The sequence below is a fragment of the Microbacterium petrolearium genome (genome assembly GCF_054782875.1).
On sequence record NZ_BAAGRQ010000004.1, the window covers coordinates 172,422 to 197,314 of the forward strand.

The 24,893-nt window shown below is 72.3% G+C and carries 26 protein-coding genes and 2 tRNA genes; 20 read left to right on the forward strand and 8 right to left on the reverse strand.

Annotated elements, in window-relative coordinates; translation table 11 throughout:
• The first annotated feature begins 13 nt into the window (after positions 1-13).
• Positions 14-86 (forward strand) — tRNA-Thr (locus ACYVJ0_RS05185).
• Positions 62-625 (forward strand): hypothetical protein, encoded by a 564-nt coding sequence (locus ACYVJ0_RS05190; protein WP_460816442.1) that lies wholly within the window; start codon positions 62-64, stop codon positions 623-625. The genes ACYVJ0_RS05185 and ACYVJ0_RS05190 overlap by 25 nt, the downstream gene beginning before the upstream one ends.
• A gap of 51 nt (positions 626-676) precedes the next feature.
• Here ACYVJ0_RS05190 and ACYVJ0_RS05195 read toward each other — a convergent pair whose 3' ends face one another.
• Positions 677-2,041, reverse strand: a complete 1,365-nt coding sequence (locus tag ACYVJ0_RS05195; protein WP_460816444.1) for a glucose-6-phosphate dehydrogenase — start codon at positions 2,039-2,041, stop codon at positions 677-679.
• Between the two features lie 147 nt (positions 2,042-2,188).
• Between ACYVJ0_RS05195 and ACYVJ0_RS05200 the strand changes: the two genes are divergently transcribed.
• Entirely contained in the window at positions 2,189-3,181 is a 993-nt protein-coding gene (locus ACYVJ0_RS05200) for a DMT family transporter (RefSeq protein ID WP_460816446.1), read from the forward strand.
• On the opposite strand, the gene ACYVJ0_RS05205 is transcribed toward ACYVJ0_RS05200, so the two are convergent.
• Positions 3,162-3,725, reverse strand: a complete 564-nt coding sequence (locus ACYVJ0_RS05205) for a nitroreductase family protein (RefSeq protein ID WP_460816447.1) — start codon at positions 3,723-3,725, stop codon at positions 3,162-3,164. The genes ACYVJ0_RS05200 and ACYVJ0_RS05205 overlap by 20 nt on opposite strands.
• A complete protein-coding gene (gene msrB / locus ACYVJ0_RS05210; RefSeq protein ID WP_449854653.1) occupies positions 3,722-4,123 on the reverse strand; it encodes a peptide-methionine (R)-S-oxide reductase MsrB in 402 nt (133 codons plus the stop codon). The genes ACYVJ0_RS05205 and msrB overlap by 4 nt, the downstream gene beginning before the upstream one ends.
• 56 nt (positions 4,124-4,179) lie before the next feature.
• Between msrB and ACYVJ0_RS05215 the strand changes: the two genes are divergently transcribed.
• The 5 genes from ACYVJ0_RS05215 (at position 4,180) to groL (ending at position 8,180) form a co-directional block, all read left to right on the forward strand.
• A complete protein-coding gene (locus ACYVJ0_RS05215; RefSeq protein ID WP_460816449.1) occupies positions 4,180-5,160 on the forward strand; it encodes a DUF2332 family protein in 981 nt (326 codons plus the stop codon).
• Between the two features lie 74 nt (positions 5,161-5,234).
• Complete coding sequence (locus tag ACYVJ0_RS05220) at positions 5,235-5,474, forward strand: DUF3263 domain-containing protein (RefSeq protein ID WP_449854651.1); 240 nt, start codon at positions 5,235-5,237, stop codon at positions 5,472-5,474.
• Positions 5,475-5,536: 62 nt separating this feature from the next.
• Positions 5,537-6,076: a LytR C-terminal domain-containing protein gene (locus ACYVJ0_RS05225; protein WP_449854650.1), complete on the forward strand. Its 540-nt coding sequence runs from the start codon at positions 5,537-5,539 to the stop codon at positions 6,074-6,076.
• 107 nt (positions 6,077-6,183) lie between these two features.
• Positions 6,184-6,387 (forward strand): cold-shock protein, encoded by a 204-nt coding sequence (locus tag ACYVJ0_RS05230; protein WP_449854649.1) that lies wholly within the window; start codon positions 6,184-6,186, stop codon positions 6,385-6,387.
• A 173-nt stretch (positions 6,388-6,560) separates the two neighbouring features.
• The gene (groL, locus tag ACYVJ0_RS05235) at positions 6,561-8,180 is read left to right on the forward strand and encodes a chaperonin GroEL (RefSeq protein WP_449854648.1); all 1,620 of its coding nucleotides are present in this window, start codon (positions 6,561-6,563) and stop codon (positions 8,178-8,180) included.
• A gap of 57 nt (positions 8,181-8,237) precedes the next feature.
• On the opposite strand, the gene ACYVJ0_RS05240 is transcribed toward groL, so the two are convergent.
• Positions 8,238-8,525: a WXG100 family type VII secretion target gene (locus ACYVJ0_RS05240; protein WP_449854647.1), complete on the reverse strand. Its 288-nt coding sequence runs from the start codon at positions 8,523-8,525 to the stop codon at positions 8,238-8,240.
• A 224-nt stretch (positions 8,526-8,749) separates the two neighbouring features.
• On the opposite strand from ACYVJ0_RS05240, the gene ACYVJ0_RS05245 reads away from it, so the two are divergent.
• Positions 8,750-9,409 carry a thymidine kinase gene (locus ACYVJ0_RS05245; protein WP_460816451.1) on the forward strand — a complete coding sequence of 220 codons (660 nt, stop codon included), beginning with the start codon at positions 8,750-8,752 and terminating at the stop codon, positions 9,407-9,409.
• Between the two features lie 39 nt (positions 9,410-9,448).
• Positions 9,449-10,468 carry a UDP-glucose 4-epimerase GalE gene (gene galE / locus ACYVJ0_RS05250; RefSeq protein WP_460816453.1) on the forward strand — a complete coding sequence of 340 codons (1,020 nt, stop codon included), beginning with the start codon at positions 9,449-9,451 and terminating at the stop codon, positions 10,466-10,468.
• 39 nt (positions 10,469-10,507) lie between these two features.
• Here galE and ACYVJ0_RS05255 read toward each other — a convergent pair whose 3' ends face one another.
• Positions 10,508-11,281 (reverse strand): HAD-IIB family hydrolase, encoded by a 774-nt coding sequence (locus ACYVJ0_RS05255; protein ID WP_460816454.1) that lies wholly within the window; start codon positions 11,279-11,281, stop codon positions 10,508-10,510.
• 87 nt (positions 11,282-11,368) lie between these two features.
• Between ACYVJ0_RS05255 and ACYVJ0_RS05260 the strand changes: the two genes are divergently transcribed.
• A tRNA-Pro gene (locus ACYVJ0_RS05260) sits at positions 11,369-11,442 on the forward strand.
• Between the two features lie 240 nt (positions 11,443-11,682).
• On the opposite strand, the gene ACYVJ0_RS05265 is transcribed toward ACYVJ0_RS05260, so the two are convergent.
• Together ACYVJ0_RS05265 and ACYVJ0_RS05270 are read right to left on the reverse strand one after the other, a co-directional pair.
• Positions 11,683-12,606 (reverse strand): metallophosphoesterase, encoded by a 924-nt coding sequence (locus tag ACYVJ0_RS05265; protein WP_449854641.1) that lies wholly within the window; start codon positions 12,604-12,606, stop codon positions 11,683-11,685.
• A 17-nt stretch (positions 12,607-12,623) separates the two neighbouring features.
• Positions 12,624-15,275 carry a transglycosylase domain-containing protein gene (locus tag ACYVJ0_RS05270; protein WP_460816456.1) on the reverse strand — a complete coding sequence of 884 codons (2,652 nt, stop codon included), beginning with the start codon at positions 15,273-15,275 and terminating at the stop codon, positions 12,624-12,626.
• A gap of 124 nt (positions 15,276-15,399) precedes the next feature.
• Between ACYVJ0_RS05270 and ACYVJ0_RS05275 the strand changes: the two genes are divergently transcribed.
• Together ACYVJ0_RS05275 and ACYVJ0_RS05280 are read left to right on the forward strand one after the other, a co-directional pair.
• On the forward strand, positions 15,400-15,618 hold the full coding sequence (locus ACYVJ0_RS05275; protein WP_449854639.1) for a DUF4177 domain-containing protein: 219 nt from the start codon (positions 15,400-15,402) through the stop codon (positions 15,616-15,618).
• Entirely contained in the window at positions 15,615-16,082 is a 468-nt protein-coding gene (locus ACYVJ0_RS05280) for a RidA family protein (protein ID WP_449854638.1), read from the forward strand. Before ACYVJ0_RS05275 ends, ACYVJ0_RS05280 begins: the two co-directional genes overlap by 4 nt.
• 78 nt (positions 16,083-16,160) lie before the next feature.
• Here ACYVJ0_RS05280 and acs read toward each other — a convergent pair whose 3' ends face one another.
• Complete coding sequence (acs, locus tag ACYVJ0_RS05285) at positions 16,161-18,131, reverse strand: acetate--CoA ligase (RefSeq protein WP_460816458.1); 1,971 nt, start codon at positions 18,129-18,131, stop codon at positions 16,161-16,163.
• Positions 18,132-18,341: 210 nt separating this feature from the next.
• On the opposite strand from acs, the gene ACYVJ0_RS05290 reads away from it, so the two are divergent.
• From ACYVJ0_RS05290 to tmk, 7 genes are all read left to right on the forward strand, one after another.
• Positions 18,342-19,343, forward strand: a complete 1,002-nt coding sequence (locus ACYVJ0_RS05290; RefSeq protein ID WP_460816459.1) for a TadA family conjugal transfer-associated ATPase — start codon at positions 18,342-18,344, stop codon at positions 19,341-19,343.
• Positions 19,331-20,305, forward strand: a complete 975-nt coding sequence (locus ACYVJ0_RS05295) for a type II secretion system F family protein (protein WP_460816461.1) — start codon at positions 19,331-19,333, stop codon at positions 20,303-20,305. The genes ACYVJ0_RS05290 and ACYVJ0_RS05295 overlap by 13 nt, the downstream gene beginning before the upstream one ends.
• Before the next feature lie 39 nt (positions 20,306-20,344).
• Positions 20,345-20,605 (forward strand): DUF4244 domain-containing protein, encoded by a 261-nt coding sequence (locus tag ACYVJ0_RS05300; protein ID WP_449854632.1) that lies wholly within the window; start codon positions 20,345-20,347, stop codon positions 20,603-20,605.
• 13 nt (positions 20,606-20,618) lie between these two features.
• Positions 20,619-21,026, forward strand: a complete 408-nt coding sequence (locus ACYVJ0_RS05305) for a TadE family type IV pilus minor pilin (RefSeq protein ID WP_460816462.1) — start codon at positions 20,619-20,621, stop codon at positions 21,024-21,026.
• The gene (locus ACYVJ0_RS05310) at positions 21,026-21,343 is read left to right on the forward strand and encodes an Rv3654c family TadE-like protein (RefSeq protein ID WP_460816464.1); all 318 of its coding nucleotides are present in this window, start codon (positions 21,026-21,028) and stop codon (positions 21,341-21,343) included. Before ACYVJ0_RS05305 ends, ACYVJ0_RS05310 begins: the two co-directional genes overlap by 1 nt.
• Positions 21,344-21,490: 147 nt before the next feature.
• Positions 21,491-24,235 (forward strand): type I DNA topoisomerase, encoded by a 2,745-nt coding sequence (gene topA / locus ACYVJ0_RS05315; RefSeq protein ID WP_460816465.1) that lies wholly within the window; start codon positions 21,491-21,493, stop codon positions 24,233-24,235.
• Positions 24,232-24,879 carry a dTMP kinase gene (tmk, locus tag ACYVJ0_RS05320; RefSeq protein ID WP_460816466.1) on the forward strand — a complete coding sequence of 216 codons (648 nt, stop codon included), beginning with the start codon at positions 24,232-24,234 and terminating at the stop codon, positions 24,877-24,879. The genes topA and tmk overlap by 4 nt, the downstream gene beginning before the upstream one ends.
• The last annotated feature ends 14 nt before the right edge of the window (positions 24,880-24,893 follow it).

Genomic DNA, 24,893 nt, shown 5'->3' on the forward strand with positions numbered 1-24,893 from the left:
GGATGGATCCCGCGCCGGCTTAGCTCAGTTGGTAGAGCACCGCTCTTGTAAAGCGGGGGTCGTGGGTTCGAGCCCCTCAGCCGGCACCTTCTGGCGCATCACCGCAACAACCGCGGCTTCGAGCGTCCTGATCCGGGCCGGCTGGCTCGCGCTGCTCACAGGCATTCTCATCCCCACCGGCGCATCGCTGGGTGCGTTCTTCCTTCACGCGCTCAACGAACGCTGCATGCAGCCGAAGCTGTGGGGGTTCGCGCCGCTTGTCTACAGCTGCGGCGAACCGAACTGGCTCGAGTCGGCGGTCGGCTGGACGGGCACGGCCCTGACGCTGGCGGGACTTGCGGCAGCGGTGACGACGGTTGTCGCCGTCGCGGCCGTCGGAGGCCTGAAGCGAGCGGACGGCATCCACCTAGTGGCTACGACGCTCGCCGTCTGCCTTGCGATCGGGGTGGTCCTTGCAAGCCGGCCGGATCAGCGCGCCAACCTGGGCGGCGCGTGGATCTACCTGGCGTCGTTCGCGGCGGTGAGCACGCTCACCGTGGTCGGCGCGCTCGGCGGGATCATCCGAGCACGAGTGACGCGGCTGAATTCGAAGCGCGGGATGAGGTCGCACCGGAACGGCTGCTGAACGTCAGCGGCCGAAGGGACGCGGAGATAACGATCACCGCGATCCGCGGGCTCAGGCGTCGTCGGTGTCCCAGCCGGGGCCGGCTGAGCCCGCCGGGTACTCCTCGAGGGGCACGCGGCCGTCGCGCCAGGCCTTCAGGATCGGCTCGACGATCCGCCACGACTCCTCGGCCACGTCGCCGCGCACCGACAGCAGGGGGTCGCCGTCGAGGATGCCCTTGAGCACCTGGCCGTAGGGGAGCAGGTCGCCGGGCTTCTTCTCGGTCTCGAGCACGCTCTGCTCGAGCGTGAACGCGTCGCCGCTGCCGTTCATCGTCACCGCCAGCGCGACGTCGCCGGTCATGAGGTCCATCGTGATCTCGTCCGGGCGCGGCGTGCCCGTCAGGCCCTCGATCGGCTCGACGGGGCGCATCCGCACCGTCACGGTCGTGCGGTCCGCGGCGATCGCCTTGCCCGAGCGCAGGACGAAGGGCACGCCGCGCCACCGGGGCGTGTCGATCTCGCACGTGATCTGGGCGAGCGTCTCGGTCTCGCGGCTCGCGTCGACGCCCTCCTCGTCGGCGTACGACGGCAGCTCGCGCGATCCGACCTTCCCGGCGGTGTACCGCGCCCGCCGGCTGTCGGCGACCGGATCCGCGACGCGCGTGCTGCGCAGCACCTGCGCGATGTTCGAGCGCAGCTCGACCTCGTCCAGGCGCGGGATCGGCTCCATCGCGACGAGCGCCATCACCTCCAGCAGGTGGCTCTGCAGCATGTCGATGAGTGCGCCGGCCGCGTCGTAGTAGCCGCCGCGGCCCTCGAGGCCCAGCGTCTCGTCGAAGACGATCTCCACCCGCTCCACGCTCTCGCGCTGCCAGGCGCCCTCGAACATCCGGTTCGCGAAGCGCATGCCGAGGATGTTCAGCACCATCGACATGCCGAGGAAGTGGTCGATGCGGTAGATCTGCGTCTCCGGCACGAGCTGCGCCAGCAGCCGGTTGAGCCGGCGGGCCGAGGCCTGGTCCGTGCCGAACGGCTTCTCGAGCGCGAGCCTCGTGTCATCGGGCAGATCGACCTCGCGCAGCGCCTCGCAGGCGGAGATCGTCACGCTCGGCGGCAGCGCGAAGTAGATCACGGGGGTGTGGCGGCACTCCGCGAGCACGCGCCGCAGATCGTCGGCGCTCGTCGCGTCGGCGCGGATGTAGGTGGCCGACTCGAGGATGTCGGGCGGGCCGTCGCCGCCGCCCTCGACCTTCGCGAAGCTGTCGGCGATCAGCCGGCGCCAGTCGTCGTCGCTGCTCTCGCCGGTGCTCGCGCCGATCACCTGCACCTCGTAGTCGTGGCGCACCAGCAGGCTCGCCAGTCCCGGCAGCAGCAGCCGCTCGGTCAGATCGCCCCCGGCTCCCAGGATCACCATGCTCGCGCTCGGCCCGCCCATGCCCCGAGGCTAACCGCCGCCCGGTGCGCGCGTCGAGGGGTTGCCGGGGCGAGGGCCGAGGGGTTGCCGGGGCTCGGGCCGAGGGGTTGCCGGGGCGAGGGTCGCCGACGCGGCAGGCGGGGCGGGATGCGGGCGTAGGCTTGATCGGTGACCGTCGCTCCTCCCGCCGCCCGCTCCTGGATGCCGGCGGTGCTCGCGATCGGAGGCGCCGTCGCGGTCGGCGTGCTCGCCGCCCTGCAGGCGCGCATCAACGCGCAGCTGGGCGTCGCGCTCGACGACGGACTCGTCGCCGCCGTCATCTCCTTCGGCAGCGGGCTGGCGATCCTGCTCGTGCTCAGCGCGCTGCTGCCCGCCGGGCGCGCGGGCATCCGCTCGCTCCTCGCGGCCGTCCGATCGGGCGCCGCGCCGTGGTGGATGCTCATCGGCGGCGCGGCCGGCGCCCTCACCGTCGCGACGCAGGGCCTCACGGTCGCGATCATCGGCGTCTCGCTGTTCACGGTCGGCATGGTCGCGGGGCAGACGCTCATCGGGATCGTCGTGGACCGCATCGGCTACGGGCCCGCGGGCGTCACGGCGGTGACGATGCCGCGCGTGATCGGCGCGGCGCTCGCCCTCGTGGCCGTCGCGTTCTCGCTCGGCGGCGACGCGGTCTCGCGCGCCCCGCTGTGGATGCTCGTGCTGCCGCTGCTCGTGGGATTCGCCGTGGCATGGCAGCAGGCGACGAACGGCCGGCTGCGCGCGGCGGTCGGCTCGGCGCTCGCGGCCACGACCGTGAACTTCGTCGGGGGCACGGCGGTGCTGGCCGTGGCCGCCCTCGTGCACGTCGGGGTGGTGGGCGCCCCGGAGCCGCTGCCCGCCGCGCCGTGGCTCTATCTCGGCGGCGCGATCGGCTGCGTGTACATCTTCATGAGCGCCGCGCTCGTCGCGCGCACGGGGGTGCTGCTGTTCGGGCTCGCCTCGGTGCTGGGCCAGCTGCTGGGATCGGTCGTGCTCGACGCGATCTGGCCGCCCGAGGCGCCCGCCGCGGCGTGGCAGTCCGCCACGACCGTCGCGCTCGCGTCGATCGGCGTCGTGATCGCGGCGGTGCGCTGGCGCCGGCGCCACGCGGCCGGCGCGCCGGCTACTCCGGCAGCCGAGTGAGGAACGCCTCGGCGTCGATCGTCTTGCGGTGGCCGCCGCGCTCGCCCTCGGGCTTGCCGCCCACGTAGAGCCAGCCCAGCAGGCGCTCGTGCTTCTCGAGGCGATGCGCCTTCGCCACGGCCTTGCTGCGCGTGTAGTGGCCGGTGCGCCAGATGACGCCCCATCCGGCCTCGTCGAGCAGCAGGCTGAGCGTGTGGGCGACGCCGGAGGCGACGGCCTCCTGCTCCCACGCCGGCACCTTCTCGCTCGCGCGGATGCACGCGACGATCGCGATCAGCAGCGGCGCGCGCAGCGGCTTGGTCGAGGGCTCCCGCTCGTCCTGCGCCTTCGCGATCGCGCGGCCCAGTCTCTCGCGATCCGCACCGCGCAGCTCGATGAGCCGCCATGGGCGCAGGCCGGAGTGATCCGCCACGCGCGAGGCGGCGGCCACGAGCTCCAGCAGCTCCGCGCGGGTGGGCGCCTCGTCGGTCACCTTGGAGTACGAGCGCCGGGCGCGCACCGCGTCGCGGGCGGGATGCGCCGAGTCGGCGCCGGCGGCGCTCACGACTCGGGCGTGAAGTCCAGGGCGATCGAGTTCATGCAGTAGCGGTCGCCGGTGGGGGTGCCGAAGCCGTCGGGGAAGACGTGCCCCAGGTGCGATCCGCACTTCGCGCAGCGCACCTCGGTGCGCACCATGCCGTGGCTCGTGTCCTCGAGCAGCTCCACGGCCTCGGGGCGCACCGACTCGTAGAAGCTCGGCCAGCCGCAGTGGGAGTCGAACTTCGTGCCGCTGACGAACAGCTCGTTGCCGCACGCCGCGCACGCGTAGATGCCCGCGCGCTCCTCATCCAGCAGCTCGCCCGTCCACGGGCGCTCGGTCGCCGCCCCGCGGAGCACCGCGTACTGCTCCTCGCCGAGCTCGGCGCGCCACTCGTCCTCGGACTTCTGCACTTCGTAGGCCATGCCTCAAGGGTACGCGGATCGGGGGTGCCGGGCGCGTGAGAGGCAGACTGTGACGCATGGATCCCGAGGTCGCCGCCGTGCAGGAGCGCTACGCCCGTTTCGCGCGGGATGAGGCCCCCGGCCGCAGCGCGCTGTACGCGCAGTGGGCGGCGGGCGTGGCCGCCGACGAGGCCGTGGCCGCGGTGCTCGCGCGGCTGGACCCGCCCCACCGCCAGCCGCCGCTCGTCTTCGCCGTGACGCGCATGCTCGGCGCCGCCGAGGGTGACTATGACGCGTGGGCGCGCTTCGTCCTCTCGCACGCGGATCGCGTGGTCGCCGAGTGCGCGGCGCGCGGCATCCAGACGAACGAGCCGGGGCGGTGCGCGCCGCTGCTGTACGCGTTGCAGCGCGTACCGGGGCCGATCGCGCTGCTCGAGATCGGCGCGTCGGCCGGGCTGTGCCTCTACCCGGATCGCTACGCGTACCGCTTCCGCAGCGACGACGGATCGGTGCGCGAGGTGGGCAGCGGAGCCTCGGTCGTGCTCGACTGCGTGCTGCGCGGTGGGACGCCCGTGCCCGGGGCACTGCCGGAGATCGTGTGGCGGGCGGGCATCGACCCCGCGCCGCGCGATGCGGCCGACCCCGTCGACCGCGACTGGATCACGGGGCTCGTCTGGCCGGGCGAGCGCGGCAGGGCCGCGCGGATCGCGGCGGCCCTCGACATCGCGGCGGCCGACCCGCCCCTGCTCGTTGCGGGCGACGCCAGTGCGCCGGGCGCGCTCGAGGCGCTCGCGGCTCGGGCGCCCGCCGGCGCGACCCTCGTCGTGACGACCCCCGGCGTGCTGCCGCACGTGCCGCGCGCGGCGCGGGAGCGCCTCATCCGGCAGATCCGCGCGCTCGATGCCCGCTGGATCACGCTCGACGCTCCCGGCCTGCACGACGCGTGGACGCGCCGGCCCGATCCCGACGGCTGGGACGGCTTCGCGCTCGCGCTGGACGGGGAGATCCTGGCCGCCGCCGACCCGCTGGGCGCGTGGATCGAGGAGCGCACGCCGTAGGGGTCCTCGGCCGATCAGCCGCCCGTGCGGTGCGCCTCCTGGGCGACCCGAGCACGCCGCCTACCGTGGAGGACGTGGCACTGACCGAGACCGACCGCGCGATCCTCGCCTTCGAGGCGGAGTGGACGAGGCATGCGGGTGCCAAGGAGGAGGCGATCCGCGCCACCCTCGGCATGACGCCCGCCCGCTACTACCAGCTGCTGGGTCGGCTCATCGACACCGCCGAGGCTCTCGAGCACGATCCGCTGCTCGTGAAGCGCCTGCGCCGCGTGCGCGACGAGCGCCTCGCGCGCCGCGCCGCCCTGCACGCCTGACGCGCGGAACCGGAGACCGCGGCACTCAGAATCGGCGTCGCGGCGCCGGGTAGCATCGTCGGGTGCCGAACGAGACGTACCCCCGCGATCGCTTCGACGACGTGCCGCGACAGCGCGACCGCGTCGGCGCGCACCGCGCGGAGAACCCGCGCCTGCGGGTGGGCGTGGCGCTGCTCTGGGCCGGTGTCAGCGCGGTCGTGCTCTTCTGCGTGGGGGTGGTGACGTTCCTCGCGCTGTCACAGCAGCAGCCGGACGTCGTCGCGGGCCCAGACCCCGTGCCCACGGTCGAAGCCGTCGTAGACCCCTCCTACCAGGTGCTCATCCTGAACGGGACGGCGTCGCAGGGCATCGAGGTGCGGGCCGAGGAGCAGCTCGTCGCGGCCGGCTGGAACGGCGACGACGTCTCGGCGAGCGCCTCCAGCGCGACGGACATCCCCGAGACCGTCGTGTACTACGCCGCGCCGGAGCACGAGGCGGCCGCGGCCGGCGTCGCGGAGGCGCTGGGCGGCGGACGCCTCGAGGAGAGCACCGCGTACGTCGCCGACGCGGAGACGAAGGTCGTCACGGTGGTGCTCGGCCTGGATCGTGTTTCCGCCGGGTAAACGTTCGGCATCGCGCATGTCAAACCTGCTCTGAACCCTCTCGCCCGCGTGTGGCGCGTGGCTACGCTGTCGCTGTCGATCCCCCGCAGCACCAGGAGAGTTCCAGCATGACCCAGGGCACCGTCAAGTGGTTCAACGCCGAGAAGGGGTACGGGTTCATCACCGTCGCCGACGGCAGCCAGGACGTCTTCGTCCACTACTCCAACATCGAGATGGGCGGTTTCCGCGTGCTCGAGGAGGGGCAGGCCGTCGAGTTCACCGTCGGAACCGGCCAGAAGGGCCCGCAGGCGGAGGCCGTCCGCCCCGTCTGACCCTCCCTCATCCCGCAACGCCCCGGACCCCTCGGTTCCGGGGCGTTCCCGCGCGCCGGGAGCCCGCGCCACGCGGCTTGCACTCCCTGGGGTCGAGTGCCAGAATGGCGTTAGCACTCGCAGGATTTGAGTGCTAAACCCATACGCCTACGTCCGGGAGGGACGACACACACATGGCAAAGATGATCGCTTTCGACGAGGAGGCCCGGCGCGGCCTCGAGCGCGGCCTCAACCAGCTGGCCGACGCCGTCAAGGTGACGCTCGGCCCGCGCGGTCGCAACGTCGTGCTCGAGAAGAAGTGGGGCGCTCCCACCATCACGAACGACGGCGTCTCGATCGCCAAGGAGATCGAGCTCGACGACCCGTACGAGAAGATCGGCGCGGAGCTCGTCAAGGAGGTTGCGAAGAAGACCGACGACGTCGCCGGTGACGGCACGACGACGGCGACCGTGCTCGCCCAGGCGCTCGTGCGCGAGGGCCTGCGCAACGTCGCGGCCGGTGCCGACCCGATCAGCCTGAAGCGCGGCATCGAGAAGGCCGTCAAGGCCGTCACGGACGAGCTGCTCGCGAACGCCAAGGAGGTCGAGTCGAAGGACCAGATCGCCGCCACCGCGTCGATCTCGGCCGCCGACCCGGAGATCGGCGCGCTCATCGCCGAGGCCATCGACAAGGTGGGCAAGGAGGGCGTCGTCACGGTCGAGGAGGCCCAGGCGTTCGGCACCGAGCTCGAGCTCACCGAGGGCATGCGCTTCGACAAGGGCTACCTGAACCCCTACTTCGTCACGGACCCGGAGCGCCAGGAGGCCGTCTTCGAGGACCCGTACATCCTCATCGCCAACCAGAAGATCTCGAACATCAAGGATCTGCTGCCGGTCGTCGACAAGGTGATCCAGTCGGGCAAGGAGCTCGTCATCATCGCCGAGGACGTCGAGGGCGAGGCCCTGGCCACGCTCGTGCTGAACAAGATCCGCGGCATCTTCAAGTCGGTCGCCGTGAAGGCCCCCGGCTTCGGCGACCGTCGCAAGGCCCAGCTGCAGGACATCGCGATCCTCACCGGCGGCCAGGTCATCACCGAGGAGGTCGGCCTCAAGCTCGAGAACACCGAGCTCGACCTGCTCGGCCGCGCGCGCAAGGTCATCGTCACGAAGGACGAGACGACCATCGTCGAGGGCGCGGGCGACGCGGGCCAGATCGAGGGCCGCGTGACCCAGATCCGTCGCGAGATCGAGAACACCGACAGCGACTACGACCGCGAGAAGCTGCAGGAGCGCCTCGCCAAGCTCGCCGGCGGCGTGGCCGTCATCAAGGCGGGTGCGGCCACCGAGGTGGAGCTCAAGGAGCGCAAGCACCGCATCGAGGACGCCGTGCGCAACGCGAAGGCGGCCGTCGAGGAGGGCATCGTCCCCGGTGGTGGCGTGGCCCTCATCCAGGCCGGCGCGACCGCGTTCGACAAGCTGCAGCTCCAGGGCGACGAGGCGACCGGTGCGGGCATCGTGCGCATCGCCATCGAGGCGCCGCTGAAGCAGATCGCGCTCAACGCCGGCCTCGAGCCGGGCGTCGTGGCCGCCAAGGTCGCCGAGCTCCCCGCCGGCCAGGGCCTCAACGCAGCCACGGGTGAGTACGTCGACATGTTCGGCGCGGGCATCATCGACCCGGCGAAGGTGACGCGCTCGGCGCTGCAGAACGCGGCGTCGATCGCCGGCCTGTTCCTCACCACCGAGGCCGTCGTCGCCGACAAGCCGGAGAAGAACCAGCCGGCGCCGGCCGACGCCGCGGGCGGCATGGACTTCTGATCCACTCCCCGCGAACGGCCCCTCCTCGGAGGGGCCGTTCGTCGTCTTCGGCGCGGGTCAGCGGAACATGGCCATCGCCGCGTGCTCGGTGTCGGCGTAGTGCGTGCCGGCGGCGCGCAGCGACTCGCCGAGCGCCGCGAGCGCCTGCTCCACCTGCGCCTGCACGGCGCGCCACTCCTCGGCGCTGGACTGGAAGGCCCCCGCGGCCATGCCGGTCCACGAGCCCTGCAGGTCGCGCAGCTGGGCCTGCAGGGTGGCGGTCTCTGCCTGCAGGCGGCCGACCGTGCCGCCGACGGCGGCGGCCTTCTCCATGACGATGTCGCTGTCGACGGTGTAGACGGGCATCCGATCCTCCTCGGGTCTTCGGTGATTCTGTGGGGCTCGTCGGTGGTGACGGGTCGGCATCGACGCTACGGGCGCGGGTCGCGACGCGGAGCGCGCGTGCCGGATCCGTGGACGGATGGCGCCCGACCGCCGCCTGTGGACGAGCCCGGTCGGTCGTCGCCGTGCACGCGCGGGAGTGAGCGCCTCCGCGGCGGCGGCGCGCCCCGCGCGCGTAGGCTTGTGCGGTGGCCAAACTGTACTTCCGATACGGCGCGATGAACTCGGGGAAGTCCACCGCCCTGCTGCAGGCGGCCTACAACTACGAGGAGCGTGGCCAGGCGGTGCTGCTGGCCAAGCCGGCGATCGACACGAAGGGCGCGGATCAGATCGAGTCGCGCCTGGGCGTGACGCGCACGGTCGACTTCCTGATCGCGCCGGACGCCGACGCGCGCGCCCTCTTCCGCACGCACCGCGAGCGGGTCCGCGCGGCGGTGGACGACGCGCTCATCCCCGGCCGCCCGCGTGACGTCGCGTGCCTCCTCGTGGACGAGGCGCAGTTCCTCACCTCGCCGCAGGTGGACGACCTGTTCCGCATCGCGGTGGAGGACGGCATCCCCGTCATGGCCTACGGGATCCGCACGGACTTCCGCACCGCCGCCTTCCCGGGATCCGCTCGCCTGCTGGAGATCGCGCACTCGCTGGAGGAGCTGAAGACGATCTGCCGCTGCGGACGCAAAGCGCTGTTCAACGGCCGCGTCGTGGGCGGGCGGTTCGTGTTCGACGGTGATCAGGTGGCGATCGACGCCGCCACGGCCGCCGTGCGCGACGACCACTTCGTCACCTACGAGTCGCTGTGCGGCGCCTGCTACCTGGAGGAGTCCGGGGGAGCGCTCGGCGCGCGCTGACGCGCGGGTGCGCGCCCGCGACGGCCGTAGGCTGGGGGCATGCGAGTACTCCTTGCCGGCGGCGCCGGATACGTCGGGACCCACACTGCGATCGCCCTCCTCGAGGCCGGCCACGAGGCGGTGCTGCTCGATGACCTCACGAACACGAGCGGTGTCGTCACCGAGCGGATCCACCAGATCACCGGAAAGCGCGCCCCGCTTGTCGCCGGCAACGCCGCGCACGTGGAGGACGTGGAGCGGGCGTTCGACGAACACGGTCCGTTCGACGCGATCATGCACTTCGCGGCCAAGAAGGCCGTGGGCGAGTCGGTGCAGAAGCCGCTGCTGTACTACCGCAACAACCTCGACACGACGTACACGCTCATGAAGGTGGGCCTCGAGCGCGGCATCACCTCGTTCATCTTCTCGAGCACCGGCACGGTCTACTCCGATCCGGCGGACCTGCCGTTCACCGAGGAGGCCACGCGCGACCTCGTGCACCTGTCGAACCCGTACTCGAAGTCGAAGCTCATGAACGAGGTCGTGCTCGCCGACGTGCAGCGCGTCAACCCCGAGCTGAACGTCACGCTGCTGCGCTACTTCAACCCGGTCGGCGCGCACGAGTCGGGCCTGGTGGGCGAGGACCCGAAGGGCATCCCCAACAACCTCATGCCGTTCGTGGCGCGCGTGGCCGTGGGATCGCTGCCCGAGATCAACGTGTACGGCAGCGATTACGACACCCCCGACGGCACGGGTCTGCGTGACTACATCCACGTGGTCGACCTGGCGCAGGGGCACGTCGCGGCGCTCGAGAAGGCGCAGCCCGGGCTGGTGGCCTACAACCTCGGCACGGGCAGGCCCGTGAGCGTGCTCGAGCTGATCGCCTCGTTCGAGAAGGCCGTGGGGCGCGAGCTGCCGAAGGTCATGGCCGAGCGCCGGGCGGGCGACCTCGCCGCCACCTACTGCGACCCGTCGAAGGCGCAGCGGGAGCTGGGCTGGGCGGCCACCCGCACGATCGACGACATGACGCGCGACGTGTGGAACTGGCAGCAGCGCAATCCGCGCGGCTACGACGGCTGACCCGTCGGGGCGGGCGCGGGACCCGGTGCCCGCCCCGCGTCAGGCGCGCGGCGGCAGGGTCGGGATCAGGGCGTCCAGCTTGTCGGCGGTGTCCTGCCAGCCGGTGACCGAGACGCACGCGACCTCGCCCATCGCGAGCACGGGGTAGTCGTTGCCGTCCGGATCGAGGCGGTCGCCGTAGAAGAGCATGTCCGACAGCGCCACGCCGGTCTGCTCGGCGAGGCGGCGCATCCCGTATGCCTTGTCGATGCCCTTGCGCGTGATGTCGACCGACGTCGATCCGCCCGAGCGCACCTCCAGGTCGGGCACGCGGGCCGCGACGGCGTCGCGCAGGGCGGACTTCTTCGCGCCCGTCGGGTCCCACGCGCGCTTGGCGTCGACCGGCGCGGCCTGGCCGAGGGCCGAGAACGTGATCTGCGAGCCGCGATCCTCCAGGATCGGGCCCCACGTGTCGCTCTCCCAGTAGCCCAGGCGCCGGGCCTCCTCCTCGACGGCGACGAGCGCCCGCTGCTTCTCGTCCTCGGTGAGGTCCTGCGCGTACAGCACGGCGAAGTCGGTGCCGTCGTACCGGAAGTACTGCGTGCCGCAGGTCGGCAGCAGGTGGACGTGCTCGAGCGCGCCCGGCGCGTGCGGCAGGCGCTCGACCAGCTGCGAGCGGAACTGCCCGATCTGTCCGCCGGAGATCACGGCGACCTCGACGCGGTCTGCGAGCCGGATGAGCAGCTCGCCGATGCGCGCGTCGATGGGGCTCTTGGAAGGGGCCAGGGTGTCGTCGAGGTCGAAGACGACGACTAGCGGGGTCTTCTCTGTCACCCCCCAAGCCTACGTGTCCGTTCGCGCCGGTTCGGGCACCGGTTCGTCGCAGCCCGCGGCATCAGGTAGACTTGCAGGGTTGCAAAACGGGGTGTGGCGCAGCTTGGTAGCGCGCTTCGTTCGGGACGAAGAGGCCGCAGGTTCAAATCCTGTCACCCCGACGTAAATGACTGAGGGACCCGCCGAAAGGCGGGTCCCTCAGTCATTTGCTCGCGGTGACCAAGGCGGGTACCCGCCGCCGAGGCTCCGCGCAGCGCGAAGCGATGCGTGGAGAAGCGGTGGGTCGCACCCCGACGTAAATGACTGAGGGACCCGCCGAAAGGCGGGTCCCTCAGTCGTTTGATCGCGGTGATGAAGGCGGGCCCCGCTCGCCGGAGGCTCCGCGCAGCGTGAAGCGGTGATCAGACGCGCGGAGCGAGGGTGAGGAGCGAGGCCTCCGGGCGGCACGCGAAGCGCACCGGCGCGTAGATCGAGTGGCCGAGCCCGGCGCTGACGTTCAGCGGGACGGAGCGCCCGTCGTGCGTCCACGTCGACAGCCCGCGCACCTGCGAGAGCGGCAGATCGCAGTTTCCCACGAGGGCGCCCACGAACGGCACACGCACCTGGCCGCCGTGCGTGTGGCCGGCGAACAGCATGTCGGCTCCCGCACCGGCCAGGGCGCTCAGGATGCGGCGGTAGGGCGCGTGCGTCACGCCGATGGTCGGACCGTCCCCGCCGAGGGCGGCGAGCGCGGCGAGGGTGTCGTCGACGCGATCGCTGCCGTGGTGGGCGTCGTCCGTTCCGGCGAACCGCAGGTCCGATCCGGCCACGGTCATGCGGACCGCGGTGTTGTCGATCCGCCGCCAGCCCAGCTCATCCGACAGATACGCGTCGAGCGCATCCGTGTCGAGCCGCGTGGGCTCGCTGTGCCGCCGCGACGGCCCGGCGAGGTACTGGAACGGGTTCTTCGGCGTGGGCGCATAGAGATCGTTCGAGCCGTGGACGAAGACGCCTGGCACGCCCGCGAACGGCGCGAACGCCGCTCGGATGCCGCGGAGACCGTCGGGGTGTCCCAGGTTGTCTCCGGTGTTGACGATCAGATCCGGCCGCAGCCCGGCGAGCCGGGCGATCCAGTCCTGCTTGCGGCGCTGCCACGGCGCCATGTGCGCATCCGAGAGGTGCAGGACGCGGATGGGGCGGGCGTCGGGCTCCAGAATGCGCACGACGTGGTGACGCACCGTGTACAGGTGGCGCTCGATCCCGACGCCCCACGCGGCGGCGAGGGCGCCGGCGGCGGCACCGGCGCCCACGACGCCGGCGACGCCGCGGGTGAGGCGGCCGATCATGCGAGGAGTCCGATCATTCAATCGTCGTCGTTGCCGCCGCCGTTGTTGCCGCCGCCGTTGCCGCCGCCGTTGTTGCCGCCGCCGCAGTCGTCGGCCTGGTAGTCGACGGTCACGCGCGTGCCCGGTGCGACGAGCTCGTCCGCCGCGGGCGCGGTGCCGGTGGCCTTGCCGCTGCCGGCGCCCTTGGCCTCCGAGCAGGAACCCCGCGCGGGGTCGAGGCCGGCCGACTGCAGGGCGCCCAGCGCCGCCGCCACGGCCGCGCCCGCCACGTTCGGCACGCGCACGCCCTGCCCGTTGCTGGGGCTGATGGTCACGACGGTCCCCACGGCGACGCGTCCGGCGCCCGGCTCCTGCGTCTGCACGGTGCCGTCGGGCTGGTCGCCCGTGACGGGCTCGCCGACGTTCGCGTCGAAACCGGCGGCGCTCAGGATGCGCGTGGCCTCCTCGACCGTCTTGCCCGTGACATCGGGGAGGTCGGCCATCGGCGTCACGAGCAGGTTGCGGTCCGCCTCGGGGAACGGGTCGCCGCCGTACTTCGCGTTGGCCGCCGACTGCAGCGCCGGCGCGATCCTGTGGCGGATGTCCGACAGCCTGATGCCGTTCGCCCACTGGCGCGACATGCTCTTGCGCACCCACTGGCCGTTCTCCTGCACGGAGTCGACGTTGCCCACCCAGACGGCGGTCGCGACCTTGGTCGACGACTCCACCATGAAGGTCTGGTCGTCCTCGTGCGTGCCGGTCTTGCCGATGAGCGGGACGCCGTCGCGGGTGTTCGATGTGTAGCCGGTGCCTCCGGGCTGCATGACGCCCTGCAGCACGTGCGCCGCCGTGGCGGCGACGTTCGGCTCGATGACCTTCTCGCAGTTGGGCTCGGGCACGGGCTGCTCGACGCCCCCGGAGTCGACGACGCGGTCGATCGCGATGGGCTCGCAGAGCACGCCGCCGTTGGCGACGGCGGCGTAGGCGGCCGCCATGTCCATCGGGGCGATGTTCTTCGACCCGAGCACGTCGTAGGGCACGTTCGTCTTGGTCACCGACTCGCCGTTCGCCAGCGTCACGCCCATCCGCTCGGCGACCTTGTTGATGTCGCAGATGTCGAGCTGCTCGGCCATCGCGAGGTAGCCCGTGTTGAGCGAGTCGCGCGTGAACGTCATGGGCGTGCCGTAGTACCCGCCGCTGCCGCCGTAGTTGCCGATCTGGCCCGTGTCCTTCGCGGACGGCGAGATCTGGCCGCAGGCCTTCATCCTCGAGAACGTGTGCTTGGTGCCGTTGAGGCGCTGGTTGACGGACTTCCCCTTCTCGAGCCAGTCGATCAGGGTGAAGAGCTTGTACGAGGAGCCCACCTCGAAGCCCGTGGAGGCGCCGTGCGCTGCATCCGCGGCATAGATGATGGAGGTCTTGCCGGGCTCGTCGCTGTTCTCCGTGAACTCCGTGTTCTGCACCATCGCCAGGATCCGGCCGGTCTGCGCCTCCAGGGAGACACCCGTAGCGCCGAAGTTCATGCCGTCGATGTGGCTGGGAGCCCAGTCGCGCATCGCGTCCTCGCCGGCGCGCTGCACGCTCAGGTCGAGCGTCGTGTAGATGTCGAGGCCGCCGCGCTGCAGCTTCTGCGCGCGCTCCGTCGGGGTCGCGCCGAAGGCCTCGTCCGTCAGGATGACCGACCTCACGTACTGGCAGAAATAGGCGGACCCGCCGGCCGCGCGACAGCCCTGGTCCGTGGGCGTGATGTCCGGCACGATCGGCTCTTCCGCCGCCTCGTCGTGCTGCTCCTGCGTGATCTTGCCGTCCTCGAGGAGGCGCTTGAGCACGTACAGCTGGCGGCCCTTGGTGAGCGAGTAGCCGTCGGCCTCGCTGTTGATCGGGTTGCCGTCCCTGTCGACGGTCGATCCGTCGCGCATGTCGATGCGGTAGATGTTCGGGTTCTGGACGACGCCGGCGAGCACCGCCGCCTGGCCGACCGTGACATCCTTGGCGCTCGTGTTGAAGTAGTAGCGCGCGGCGGCCTCGATGCCGTACGTCTGGCCGCCGAAGTTCGCGATGTTCAGGTACCCGAGCAGGATGTCGTCCTTCGAGTACTCCTTCTCGATCGCGATGGCGTAGCGCATCTCCTGCAGCTTGCGCTCATAGCCCTCCACGCCCTCGGAGTTGGTGTGCTTCATGAAGCACTCCCGCAGCTCCTCGTCGTCCGCGGCCTCCTGCTCGCACTGCTGGATGAGCACGTTCTTCACGTACTGCTGGCTGATGGACGATCCGCCCTGTGTGGTGCCGCCGGAGGCGTTGTTGAGCAGGGCGCGCGTGGTGCCGATGAGGTCGACGCCGCCGTGCTCGTAGTAGCGCGGGTCCTCGCTCGAGAGGATCGCGTCGTAGATGTGGCGCGAGACCTGGTCGTACTCGACCGGCTGGCGGTTCTGGTCGTAGAACGTCGCCAGCTGCACATCGTTGCCGGCCTCGTCCTTCGCGTAGATGGTGCTCGGCTCCATCGGACGATCCACCTTGAGGATGCCCGGCAGGTTCTCGAACAGGCTGATCGCGCTCGAGGCGGCGGCACCGCTCATCGCGATGGCGGGGGTGACAGCCGCGGTGACCAGCAGGCCCGCGACGGCGCTCAGGCCGACGAGGCCGAGCACGCCGCTGAGCACGCCGCTCGGCGTCCTTTTCGCGTTGGGCATATGGTGATGGTAGGCGAGTTCCCTGGGGGACGCCTCACATGCGGCGGCGGCACGCGGAGGGCCGCGCACATGGTTCGCGCGGACGCCGGGGACTCGCGATGCGCCGCTCGATGACGGGAGAGTCATGACCACGTGGGAGTACCTCACGACGCCGCTGCTGATCCACAACACGGCAGCGATCCTGAACAACTGGGGCAAGCAGGGCTGGGAGCTCGTGCAGGTCGTCCAGGGCCCGGAGGGCGGCCTCGTCGCCTATCTGAAGCGCCCGGTCGGATCGGGCGAGGCCAACGCCGGCCTCGGCGCGGCCGCGGAGGCGGCCAAGCAGTTCGAGGACGAGCGGTGACCGTCTCCGCGCGCCTGCGCGAGCTGGGCCTCGAGCTGCCCTCCGTCGTGCCGCCTGTGGCCGCGTACATCCCCGCCAGGGTGCACGGTGACCTCGCTTGGACCTCGGGTCAGCTGCCGATGGTGGCGGGCAGCCTGCCGGCCACGGGCAAGGTGGGCGAGGGCGACGGGCTCGTGCCCGCCGCCGAGGCGAAGGACCTGGCCCGCACCTGCGCGCTGAACGCGATCGCGGCCGCCGCTGCGGCCGTGGGCGGCGTCGACCGCCTGACCGGCGTGTTCAAGGTGACCGGCTTCGTCGCCTCCGATCCCGCGTTCACCGGTCAGCCCGGCGTCGTCAACGGCGCGAGCGAGCTGCTCGGCGAGATCTTCGGCGAGGCCGGGGCGCACAGCCGCTCCGCGGTCGGCGTCGCGGTGCTGCCGCTCGACGCGCCCGTCGAGGTCGAGGTGGCCTTCACCTTCGCGTGAGCGGTTAGTCCGCAAGTCTGTGCCAAGTCCGCGTGCTCGCCCGCCCGGAGTTGGCACAGACTTGCGGATATAGCGACGTCAGCGCACCTGGGCGCTGATGATGCTCATGACGGCGGTGTCGGCCAGCGTCGTCGTGTCGCCGACCTCGCGGCCCTCGGCGACGTCTCGCAGCAGGCGCCGCATGATCTTGCCGGAGCGGGTCTTGGGCAGCTCGCCCACGATGTAGACGTCGCGCGGCCGGGCGATCGGCCCGATCTGCTCGCCCACCCAGGCGCGCAGGTCGTTCGCCAGCCCCTCGGCGCTGTGCGCGCGCAGGAAGCTCTCCTTGAGGATGACGAAGGCCACCACCGCCTGGCCGGTCGTCTCGTCCGAGGCGCCCACGACCGCGGCCTCGGCCGTGGCCTCGTGCGCCACGAGCGCCGACTCGATCTCGGCGGTCGAGAGGCGGTGTCCCGAGACGTTCATGACGTCGTCGACGCGGCCCAGCAGCCAGATGTCCCCGTCGTCGTCGAGGCGCGCCCCGTCGCCGGCGAAGTAGTAGCCCTTGTCCTGGAACATCTTCCAGTACGTCTCGACGAAGCGATCCGGGTCGCCCCAGATGCCGCGCAGCATGCTGGGCCACGGCTCGGTGATGACGAGCAGCCCGCCGTTGCCCTCGCCGACCGGCTCGCCCTTCTCGTCGACGACGGCGGCCGAGATGCCGGGGAGGGGCACCTGCGCGGACCCGGGCTTGGTCTCCGTGATGCCGGGCAGCGCCGACACCATGATGGCGCCCGTCTCGGTCTGCCACCACGTGTCGACGATGGGCGTCTTGCCCGCGCCGATCACCTCGCGGTACCAGATCCACGCCTCGGGGTTGATGGGCTCGCCCACCGAGCCGAGCAGGCGCAGGCTCGACAGGTCGCGCGCCTGCGGGATCTGTCGGCCCTGCTTCATGAAGCCGCGGATCGCGGTGGGGGCGGTGTAGAAGATGGTCACCTTGTACTTCTCGATGACGTCCCACCACCGGCCGGGCTCCGGGAACTCGGGCGTGCCCTCGTAGAGCACCTGCGTGGCGCCGTTGGCCAGCGGGCCGTACACGACGTAGGAGTGACCCGTGATCCAGCCGATGTCGGCCGTGCACCAGTACACGTCGCTCTCGGGGTGCAGGTCGAACACGTTCCGGTGCGTGAACGCCGCCTGGGTGAGGTAGCCGCCCGAGGTGTGCAGGATGCCCTTCGGCTTCCCGGTGGTGCCCGAGGTGTAGAGGATGAACAGCGGCGACTCGGCGGGGAACGCCTGCGGCTCGTGCTCGGCGGCCGCCTGCGGCACGACGTCGTGGTACCAGATGTCGCGGCCCTCGACCCAGTCGACCTCGTTCTCGCCGCGGCGCACGACGAGCACGTGCTCGACGGTGGCCTGCGGGCCGAGACCGCCGCGATCCTCGAGGGCCTGATCGACGGCCGGCTTCAGGGGCGAGACCTTGCCCTTGCGCCAGCCGCCGTCGGCGGTGATGACGAGCTTCGCGCCCGCGTCGTCGATGCGCGAGCGCAGGCTGTCGGCGCTGAAGCCGCCGAAGACGACGGAGTGCACGGCGCCGATGCGGGCCACGGCGAGCATCGAGGCGACCGCCTCGGGGATCATCGGCAGGTAGAGCGCGACGCGGTCGCCCTCGCCGATGCCCAGGTCGGTGAGCACGTTCGCGAGGCGCTTGACCTCGTCGGTGAGCTCCGCGTAGGTGACGGCGCGGGAATCACCGGGCTCGCCCTCGAAGTGCAGGGCGACGCGGTCGCCGTTGCCCGCCTCCACGTGGCGGTCGAGGCAGTTGTAGGCGACGTTCAGCGCGCCGTCGGCGAACCACCTCGCGAATGGCGGGTTCGACCAGTCGAGCACCTGCGTGAACGGCGTGCTCCAGTGCAGCAGCTCGCGCGACTGCTCGGACCAGAAGCCCTCGCGGTCGGTCTTGGCCCGCTTGTAGAGCTCGGGCTTCGCCACGGCGTTCGCGGCGAAGGCCGGATCGGGGGCGAAGCGGCGGTCCTCGTCGAGGAGGTGGTCGATCTGACTGCTCATGCAGCGCGCTCCTTTGCGGATATCGATCGCCGGCGGACGAAGCGCCGGGCGTGCGTCGTCGCACGTTGCTCCCGAATCTACGTCGGGCGTCGGACAGGGGCTACCTCCGAAAGTCGGTGGGCTCGCTCACAGGGCGCTTTCTCGCGTCGGCGGCGGATCGGCGCTGTGGAATCGGGGCGCGCGCGGGGCGGGCAGACCTAGCGTCGGGGCATGCCCGATCCGTTCGTCGTCCGCCCCCGCCGCACCGCGGCCGCGGGGTCACGCCGCCTCCCGCCCGTCCCGGGAATCGGCGCGCTCGCGCCCTACCTCGAGGACCCGCGGGTCACCGATCTGTTCGTCAACGGCGCCGACGGTCTCTTCGCCGACCGCGGCGCCGGCGCGGAGCACGATCCGTCGTGGCGCGCCTCGGAGCGGGAGGTGCGCGACCTCGCGACGGCGCTGATCGCCGCGGGCGGCCGCCACGTCGACGACGGCACGCCGTGCGTCGACGTGCGGCTGTCCGGCGGCATCCGCGTGCACGCCGTGCTCCCGCCGGTCGCCCGCCGCGGGACCGCGCTGTCGATCCGGATCCCCGCGCTCGGCGAGGCGACGCTCGACGCGCTGAGCGCCGGGGGCGCGTTCCCCGACACCGTGCGGGCGTGGCTGGTGCGCATGGTGCACGCGCGCGAGAACCTGCTCGTGACCGGCGCGACGGGCACGGGCAAGACGACCCTGCTGGGCGCGCTGCTCTCGCACGCGCCCGAGCGCGAGCGCATCGTCACGATCGAGGACGTCGCGGAGCTGCGGATCGACCACCCGCATCACGTGTCCCTCGAGGCCCGCCAGGCGAATCTCGAGGGCGCGGGAGGGATCGGACTCGCGCGGCTCGTGCGCGAGTCGCTGCGGATGCGCCCCGACCGGATCGTCGTGGGGGAGTGCCGGGGCGAGGAGGTGCGTGAGCTGCTCACCGCGCTCAACACCGGGCACGACGGCGGGGCGGGCACCCTGCACGCGAGCGGTCTGGCCGAGGTGCCCGCGCGGCTGGAGGCCCTCGGCGCGCTCGCCGGGATGGACGACCACGCCGTCGCGCGGCAGGTCGCCAGCGCGATCGCCTGGGTGCTGCACCTGGAGCGCGGCCCGGACGGCGGCCGCCGCCTCGCGAGCGCCGGCCGCTTCCGCGTGGGCGGCGACGGGCGGCTCGCGATCGAGGAGGTGCGGCCGTGGCACGCGTGAGCGCGCAGGCGCCGGCCGCCGTCGCGGCGACGCTGCTGAAGGTGGCGGTCCTGCTCGAGGCCGGCACCGCTCCCGCTGCCGCCTGGCGGCACGTCGGCGAGGCGGGCGACGAGGCGGCGCGCCGCATCCACGAGCGGCTCGAGGCCGGAACGCCCGCGCCGCAGGCGATCGAGGAGCAGGGCGCCGACGCGCCGCGGGCGGGCCAGGCGCGCGGAGGCGAGGCGGCGGCCTGGCGGCAGGTGGCGGCCGCGTGGGAGATCGCCTCCACAGTCGGCGCGCCGCTGGCTCCCTCGCTGCGCGGGACGGCGCTCGCGCTGCGCGACGCCCAAGAGGCGATGGACGACGTGAGGATCGCGCTCGCCGAGCCGGCGGCGACCGCACGTCTCATGACGTGGCTCCCGCTGTTCGGCGTGGCGGTGGGCGCCGCGCTCGGCTTCGACACCCTCGGCGTGCTCGTCACGCATCCCATCGGCATCGCCTGCCTCGTCGCGGGTGTCGGCCTGCTGGTGCTCGCCCGCCTGTGGACCGCGCGCCTCGTGCGCGCGGCGCAGCCGCCGGCCGCCGTCCCCGGCATGCACGCGGAGCTCACGGCCATCGCGCTGGGCGGCGGGGCGTCGGTCGACCGCGCTCGCGGCCTCGTGCGCACGGCCGCGGAGGAGACGGGAGCGCCAGCACCAGAGGAGGGCATCGGGGGCGACGGCGAGGGCGCCGCCGAGCGCGAGATCGACGGGGTGCTGGAGCTGTCGCGTCGCGCCGGCGTGCCCGCGGTCGATCTGCTGCGCGCCACGGCCGTGCAGCAGCGGCACGACGCGCGCACCGAGGGGCGGCTGCGCGCCGCCCGGCTCGGCGGGCGGCTGCTGCTGCCGCTGGGCGTGTGCACGCTGCCGGCCTTCCTCTGCCTCGGCGTGGCGCCGATGCTGCTGGCCGTGCTGTCGACCTCACCGCTTCCCGACCTCCCGTGAGCGTCCATCCATCCACCCCCATAAGAAGAAGGAGTCACCATGAACACCGCATCACCGCACACCGCCTCCGCACAGGGCGCCGAGATCCTCGCGTTCCCCGGCGGCGGCCCCCTGGCCCGCGGCGGAACCCGCGGTCTCGCCGCACTCGCCGCCGACGAGCGCGGAGCGTCCACGGCGGAGTACGCCATCGTCACCCTCGCCGCGGTGGCCTTCGCCGGGCTGCTCGTCGCCGTGCTCCGCTCCGGCGAGGTGCAGAGCATGCTCAGCGACATCATCCGCCGCGCCCTGAGCTCGGCCTGACCGGAGCCGGGCGATGAATCGGACGCAGCGGCGGCGCGCACGGGGCGCGTGGCGCGTTCTCCCGTGCCGCGACGCACCCGCGGTCCGGACGGGAGGGGAGGGCGAGCGCGGTTCGGTCACGGCCGAGCTCGCCCTCGCCCTTCCGGCGGTCGCGCTCATCGTGGCGCTCGGCATGACGGGGCTGCTCGCGGCCTCCACGCACGTGCGGCTGCAGGACGGCGCGGCCGATGCCGCCCGGCTCGTGTCCCGCGGGGAGCCGGGCCGCGCGGGCGAGGCGGTGGCGGCCGCCGTGCCGGGCGGCGACAGCTCGGTCACGCACCGCGGCGACCTCGTGTGCGTCACGGCCTCGGCCGGCGTGCGCATCGCCTCGATCGAGGTGCCGCTGCGCGCGACGAGCTGCGCGCTCGCGGGAGGCCTGTGATGGCCGGGTCGATCGTCGCGGCCGCCGCGGTGGCCGGCACCTCCGCGCTCATGGTGGGGCTGCTGGCCGTCGGCGGCGCGGGCGTGGCGAGCCAGCGGATCGCGGGGGTCGCCGACGCGGCGGCCCTCGCCGCGGCGGATGCCGCCAGCGGCGCGATCTCCGGCGACCCGTGCGGCCGCGCCGCAGAGGTGGCCGAGGCGCAGGGCGCGGCCGTGGCGGAGTGCGCCGTCGACGACATCGTCGTGACGCTCGCCGTCGAGGGTCGCTACGCGGGGCTGGTGGTGGCCGGGCGGGCGCGGGCGGGGCCTCCGCCGTGAGTCGCGCGGCGCGGCGCGTCGACGCCCGGCCGGGCCGGGCCGCGCCGCCGCGCCCGAGCGGTGGCGGGCCATACCGGAAGCGGCGGGCGGCCGAAAGTGTTGCACAGATGGCGGTGTGTATGGTGTGCAACGAAGAAAGGACGCCCCTTGGCATCAGGTAAGAAGCTCGTCATCGTCGAGTCGCCGACGAAGATGAAGTCGATCCAGAGCTACCTCGGCGACGACTACGAGGTGCTCAGCTCCGTCGGTCACATCCGCGATCTCGCGGACAAGCGCGACATCCCCGAGAAGGATCGCGCCGCCTACGGCAAGTACTCGATCGACATCGAGAACGGCTTCGAGCCCTACTACGTCGTCAGCGACCGGAAGACGAAGACCGTCGCCGAGCTCAAGCGCGCCGTGAAGGGCGCGTCCGAGGTCCTGCTCGCCACCGATGAGGACCGCGAGGGCGAGGCCATCGCGTGGCACCTGCTCGAGACGCTCAAGCCCAAGGTGCCCGTCAAGCGCATGGTCTTCCACGAGATCACGAAGGACGCCATCCAGAAGGCCGTCGAGAACACCCGCGAGCTCGACACCGCGCTCGTCGACGCGCAGGAGACCCGCCGCGTGCTCGACCGCCTGTACGGCTGGGACGTCTCGCCGGTGCTGTGGCGCAAGGTCGGCAGCGGCCGCGACGGCCAGACTCTCAGCGCCGGGCGCGTGCAGTCCGCCGCCATGCGCATGGTCGTGGACCGCGAGCGCGAGCGCATGGCGTTCGTCGCTGCCGACTACTGGAGCATCCAGGCCATCGCCGCGCGCGCAGCCGAGGGCTTCGCCGTGAAGGTCGTGCGCATCGACGGCTCGCCCATCGCCGTCGGCCGCGACTTCGACGACCTCGGTGCCCTCAAGCGCGCCGTCGTCGTGCTCGGCGAGAAGGAGGCCACCGAGCTGGCCGCCGCACTCGACCGCGCCGGCTCGGCCACCGTGACCAAGGTCGAGGCCAAGCCCGGCACCCGCCGACCCTACGCGCCGTTCACGACGTCGACGCTGCAGCAGGAGGCCGGCCGCAAGCTCGGCATGACCGCGAAGACCACGATGTCGGTCGCGCAGAGCCTGTACGAGCGCGGATACATCACCTATATGCGCACCGACTCGACCAACCTCAGCGCGCAGGCCGTGCAGGCGGCGCGCGAGCAGGCCGTGAGCCTGTACGGCGACAAGGCCGTGCCGCTCAAGCCGCGCGTGTACGCGTCGAAGAGCCGCAACGCCCAGGAGGCACACGAGGCCATCCGCCCGTCGGGCGACCGATTCCGCACCCCGAGCGAGGTGTCCGGGCAGCTCGGCCGCGACGAGCAGCGGATGTACGACCTCATCTGGAAGCGCACGATCGCCAGCCAGATGTCCGACGCGAAGTTCGAGACGACGACCGTCACGCTCGAGGCCCAGGCCGACGGCAAGCGCGTCGAGCTGACGGCGGCCGGCACCGTCTACACCTTCAAGGGCTTCCTGGAGGCGTACGAGGAGGGTCGCGACGAGAAGCGCGGCGACGCCGACCAGGTCGAGGACCAGTCGCTGCCGCAGGTGGCGGAGGGCGATGCGCTCGACCTGCGCGAGGCCACGCCCAAGGGGCACCAGACGAGCCCCAAGCCGCGCTACACCGAGGCCAGCCTCGTCAAGGCACTCGAGGAGCGCGGCATCGGCCGCCCCTCCACCTTCGCGAGCATCATCGGCGTGATCCTCGACCGCGGCTACGTGGTCAAGCGCGGTCAGGCGCTCGTGCCCACGTGGCTCGCCTTCAGCGTCACGCGCCTGCTCGAACAGCACTTCGCCGAGCTCGTCGACTACGACTTCACGGCCGAGCTCGAGGACGACCTCGACGCTATCGCCCGCGGCGAGCAGCGCCGCGCCGACTGGCTCAAGGCGTTCTACTTCGGCGGCGACGGCCACCCCGGCCTGCGCAACATCGTCGACGACCTCGGCGAGATCGACGCACGCGAGATCAACGCCACCAAGCTCACCGACACCGCCACGCTGCGCTTCGGCCGCTACGGGCCGTACCTCGAGGTCGTCGATCCCGAGAACCCCGAGGCCAAGCCCCGCATCATCAACGTGCCCGAGGAGCTCGCGCCGGATGAGCTGACGCCCGCCAAGGTGCAGGAGCTGATCGACGCCCCCGTCGCCGGCAACCGCGTGCTCGGCGAGAACCCGGTAGGCGGCAAGCTCATCGTCGTGAAGGACGGCCGCTTCGGTCCCTACCTGGAGGAGGAGGACCCGGTCGATCCGGACGCCGCCGACGCCGAGACGGGCGAGGTCGCGGACGAGAAGCCCAAGAAGCGCACGGCCAAGAAGGACGAGCCGAAGCCGCGCCGCGCGTCGCTGTTCAAGAGCATGTCGCCCGAGACGATCGACCTCGACACGGCGCTCAAGCTGCTCGACCTGCCGCGCGTGGTGGGCACCGACCCCGAGTCGGGCGAGCCCATCACGGCGCAGAACGGCCGCTACGGCCCGTACCTGAAGAAGGGCTCCGACTCGCGTTCGCTCGAGACCGAGGACCAGATCTTCGACATCACGCTCGAGCAGGCCCTCGAGATCTACGAGAAGCCGAAGTACGGCGCCCGCCGCGCGGCCAGCGCGCTCAAGGAGTTCGACGCCGACCCCGTCAGCGGCAAGCCGCTGCGGGTGCGCGACGGCCGGTTCGGCCCGTACGTGACCGACGGCGAGACGAACGCCACGATCCCGCGGGGCGAGTCGGTGGACGACATCACGTTCGAGCGGGCGGTCGAGCTGATCGCCGAGAAGCGCGCGAAGGGACCGGCGAAGAAGCGCACGACCGGCAGGTCCAGCGCCGCCGGCAAGTCGACCACCACCCGCAAGACGACCACGACGCGCAAGAGCGCCCCCAAGAAGAAGTGAGCGCGACCGAGGCGTCCGGCTCGCGGAAGCGGGGCCTGTGGATCACGCTCGAGGGCGGCGACGGCTCGGGCAAGACCACCCAGGCGGCGCTGCTGCAGGAGTGGCTCGAGCATCGCGGGCGCACCGTCGTGCGCACCCGCGAGCCCGGGGGCACCGAGGTGGGGCGGCTGATCCGCGAGATCGTGCTGCACCACAGGGGTGAGGTCGGCGCGCGGGCCGAGGCGCTGCTGTTCGCGGCGGATCGCGCACACCACGTCGCCGCGCTCGTGCGGCCGGCGCTCGAGCGCGGCGATGACGTCATCCAGGATCGCTACCTCGACTCCTCGGTGGCCTACCAGGGCGCGGGGCGCGTGCTCGGCGCCGACGAGGTGCGCGACCTGTCGCTGTGGGCGACGGAGGGGGCCCTTCCCGACCTCACCGTGCTGCTCGACCTCGATCCGGCCGCCGCGCGTGCCCGGCTCGACGCCGACGACAAGCCGTTCGACCGGCTCGAGGCCGAGAAGGACGAGTTCCACGCGAGGGTGCGGGAGGCGTACCTCGCGCTCGCCGCGGCCGAGCCGGAGCGCTTCCTCGTGCTCGACGCCTCCCTGCCGGCGGAGGACCTGGCCGCGCGCATCCGCGAGCGCGTGGCGCGCGCCCTCTGATCCACCGGGCAGGT

Bases quoted from the DNA above. Each gene is read 5' to 3' on its own strand.
- ACYVJ0_RS05300 (WP_449854632.1), top strand. From the start codon at position 20,345: ATGAACACCGCATCACCGCACACCGCCTCCGCACAGGGCGCCGAGATC.
- ACYVJ0_RS05265 (WP_449854641.1), bottom strand. From the start codon at position 12,606: ATGATCGGCCGCCTCACCCGCGGCGTCGCCGGCGTCGTGGGCGCCGGT.
- ACYVJ0_RS05230 (WP_449854649.1), top strand. From the start codon at position 6,184: ATGACCCAGGGCACCGTCAAGTGGTTCAACGCCGAGAAGGGGTACGGG.
- ACYVJ0_RS05310 (WP_460816464.1), top strand. From the start codon at position 21,026: ATGGCCGGGTCGATCGTCGCGGCCGCCGCGGTGGCCGGCACCTCCGCG.
- ACYVJ0_RS05270 (WP_460816456.1), bottom strand. From the start codon at position 15,275: ATGCCCAACGCGAAAAGGACGCCGAGCGGCGTGCTCAGCGGCGTGCTC.
- ACYVJ0_RS05305 (WP_460816462.1), top strand. From the start codon at position 20,619: ATGAATCGGACGCAGCGGCGGCGCGCACGGGGCGCGTGGCGCGTTCTC.
- acs (WP_460816458.1), bottom strand. From the start codon at position 18,131: ATGAGCAGTCAGATCGACCACCTCCTCGACGAGGACCGCCGCTTCGCC.
- ACYVJ0_RS05240 (WP_449854647.1), bottom strand. From the start codon at position 8,525: ATGCCCGTCTACACCGTCGACAGCGACATCGTCATGGAGAAGGCCGCC.
- ACYVJ0_RS05275 (WP_449854639.1), top strand. From the start codon at position 15,400: ATGACCACGTGGGAGTACCTCACGACGCCGCTGCTGATCCACAACACG.
- ACYVJ0_RS05290 (WP_460816459.1), top strand. From the start codon at position 18,342: ATGCCCGATCCGTTCGTCGTCCGCCCCCGCCGCACCGCGGCCGCGGGG.
- galE (WP_460816453.1), top strand. From the start codon at position 9,449: ATGCGAGTACTCCTTGCCGGCGGCGCCGGATACGTCGGGACCCACACT.
- groL (WP_449854648.1), top strand. From the start codon at position 6,561: ATGGCAAAGATGATCGCTTTCGACGAGGAGGCCCGGCGCGGCCTCGAG.
- ACYVJ0_RS05215 (WP_460816449.1), top strand. From the start codon at position 4,180: ATGGATCCCGAGGTCGCCGCCGTGCAGGAGCGCTACGCCCGTTTCGCG.
- msrB (WP_449854653.1), bottom strand. From the start codon at position 4,123: ATGGCCTACGAAGTGCAGAAGTCCGAGGACGAGTGGCGCGCCGAGCTC.
- ACYVJ0_RS05195 (WP_460816444.1), bottom strand. From the start codon at position 2,041: ATGGGCGGGCCGAGCGCGAGCATGGTGATCCTGGGAGCCGGGGGCGAT.